The 1,407-nt window shown below is 39.9% G+C and carries 2 protein-coding genes; both read left to right on the forward strand.

All coding sequences use genetic code 11. The features are described 5' to 3' along the window. Positions 1-347: diacylglycerol kinase (locus EI161_RS14370; protein WP_192529947.1), on the forward strand; the 347-nt coding region annotated here is incomplete at its 5' end. After that, positions 344-1,060, forward strand: a complete 717-nt coding sequence (locus EI161_RS14375; protein ID WP_225735420.1) for a PAP2 family lipid A phosphatase — start codon at positions 344-346, stop codon at positions 1,058-1,060. The genes EI161_RS14370 and EI161_RS14375, both read left to right, overlap by 4 nt. Positions 1,061-1,407 lie beyond the last annotated feature (347 nt).

Raw genomic sequence — 1,407 nt, forward strand, 5'->3', positions numbered from 1 at the left:
CTTCTATGTCAATTATGGCTATGTCTGATGCCAGCATACTTTTTAGAACACCACCTAAATTTGAAGCAGCGTTTAGACAAGTGCTATGGCTCAATCTAATCTTATTCACTGTCATTATATTTATGCCTTTTGGCACCAGTATCAAAATGATGCTAGTCATCGCCTCGTTTTTATCTTTGATTGTCGAGCTTATTAATACCGGTATTGAAGCCAGTGTCGACCATACGTCAACGGCAAAGCATCCCTTAGCTAAAATAGCCAAAGATGTCGGTTCGGCGGCGCAATTTTTGGCGTTACTGCTGTTATTTGTCTTATGGTCAATGGCATTAATGAGTGTGGTGCTTTGAAAGCCTATTCAGCTAATTGGGTCTGGTTAAAGCTACTGTGTTTAACCATTATTGCAGCGCTAACATTTGAGCATAGTGCGTTAGATGTGCGTATTAATGAGCTCTTCTATGTAAATGGGCATTGGCTTTTAGAAAAAGGCGCTCAGCCTTATGCCTTTATTTTTTATGATGGACCCAAAGCTTTGTTGATTGTATTGGCGATTTATTTGCTGATTGTGTTAATCATTAGATATAAACAACCTGTCGATGCAAACCTGTCACTAAATACCGTAAAACCTCATAGATTGATGACTCCTCTATCAGCTCGGGAAATCTGTTATCTACTAACTATTATTATCTTAGTACCTACTAGCATTGCCTTATTAAAAGGTGTCACCCATGTTAGCTGCCCCAATCATTTGACGCTGTTTGGTGGTGAGCTGCCCTATCTTAACCTTTGGCAAAATATGGTTGCGAATACGCCAGCCAAGTGCTTCCCAGCCGCGCATGCAAGTGCAGGGTTTTCTTTATATGGATTAGCATTTTTACCTACTCTGCATAAGTATCGCTATAGAATATGTGCAGCGGTCACAGTTTTAGGCTGGACAATGGGACTTTACAAAATGCTCTTTGGCGACCATTTTTTCAGTCATACCTTAGTGTCGATGCTATTGTCATTGACGATAGTCTGCGCGCTTGCAAGTGTATTTTTTAAAAGGTCTACTATGCATTAATTCCCAGACTAAGATAGTTTCTTAAAACGCATTCAAATGAACTACCCACTACCTTAGAGGTAGGGGTTTCTTAGGTAACGCTCTTACTTGACACGATATTCTGTATCAGCGGTTAAGCGAATCAACTAAGCTAACCCTGTCGCACCGACAGTTTTTGATTGCTTAGATTAACACATGAAGTGCAATACCAAATGTGAGGTGAAAAAAAGACCTAGATGCGCTAGCATCAAAGTTTTTATCCACCGACCAAAGTGAGATTGCAACCATGAACTATACACATCTAAGCCTAGGTGAACGATACCAGATTTATGCCCTTAAAGGGGCAAAACATAGTATTAAATTTATAG

Source organism: Psychrobacter sp. FME5 (assembly GCF_014861375.1).
In the GTDB taxonomy this organism is placed as follows: domain Bacteria; phylum Pseudomonadota; class Gammaproteobacteria; order Pseudomonadales; family Moraxellaceae; genus Psychrobacter.